The sequence below is a fragment of the Komagataeibacter kakiaceti JCM 25156 genome (genome assembly GCF_000613305.1).
This window is the reverse complement of sequence record NZ_BAIO01000672.1, coordinates 1-1,067: the sequence shown is the minus strand read 5'-3', so window position 1 is coordinate 1,067 and position 1,067 is coordinate 1. Positions and strand designations below refer to the sequence as shown.

Genomic DNA, 1,067 nt, shown 5'->3' with positions numbered 1-1,067 from the left:
GCCCCGCGTCCGCCCCGTCAGGACGACCCGCGTGAGGAACGCGTGAAGATGACGCGCCTGCGCCGCACCATCGCGCGCCGCCTGAAGGACGCGCAGAACACCGCCGCCCTGCTGACCACCTTCAACGAGGTGGACATGTCGGCGGTGATGCAGATGCGCGCCGAATACAAGGAGCTGTTCATCAAGAAGCATAACGGCGTCAAGCTGGGCTTCATGTCCATCTTCAGCCGGGCCGTGATCGCGGCGTTGCAGGAATTCCCCGCCATCAACGCCGAGATCGACGGTGATGACGTGATCTACCGTGAATTCGTCAACCTCGGCATTGCCGTGGGTGGCCCGAACGGTCTGGTCGTGCCCGTGATCCGTGATGCCGACCAGATGAGCTTCGCCCAGATCGAAGGCGCGATCGCGGGCTTCGGCAAGAAGGCCCGCGAAGGCACGCTGAAGATTGATGAACTGTCCGGTGGCACGTTCTCCATCACCAATGGCGGCATTTACGGCTCGCTCATGTCCACGCCGATCATCAACGCGCCGCAGTCGGCCATCCTTGGCATGCACGCCATCCAGGAGCGCCCGGTGGCCGTGGACGGACAGGTCGTGATCCGTCCGATGATGTACATCGCGCTGACCTATGACCACCGCATCGTGGATGGCAAGGAGGCGGTGAGCTTCCTTGTGCGGGTCAAGCAGAACGTGGAGGATCCGCGTCGTCTGCTGCTGCAGGTCTGATGCCTGCCGGGGCCGCGTGCAGGCGCGGCCCATACGCGCTACCGCTGTATTGCAAGCAGGACTGAAGAAACATGACAATTGACATCAAGGTGCCCACGCTGGGCGAAAGTGTGACCACGGCGACCGTCAGCAAATGGCTGAAGCAGCCCGGTGACGCCGTGAACGCGGATGATCCGGTGGCCGAACTGGAAACCGACAAGGTCAGCGTGGAAGTTCCCGCCCCGCAGGCGGGCGTGCTGGGCGCGCATGCCGTAAAGGAAGGCGATGAGGTTGAGGTCGGCACGGTCCTGACCACCCTTACCCCCGGCGCGGGCGGCCAGCAGGCGGCCCCGGCCGCG

At 64.4% G+C, this 1,067-nt stretch carries 2 protein-coding genes; both read left to right on the top strand.

Going from position 1 to position 1,067, the window contains the following annotated elements:
• On the top strand, window positions 1–729 hold a 729-nt coding region (gene sucB, locus JCM25156_RS17825), incomplete at its 5' end, for a dihydrolipoyllysine-residue succinyltransferase (protein ID WP_025814217.1).
• A gap of 71 nt (window positions 730–800) precedes the next feature.
• Window positions 801–1,067, top strand: a 267-nt coding sequence (locus JCM25156_RS25940; RefSeq protein ID WP_034960875.1) for a biotin/lipoyl-containing protein, incomplete at its 3' end; no start/stop codon positions are given.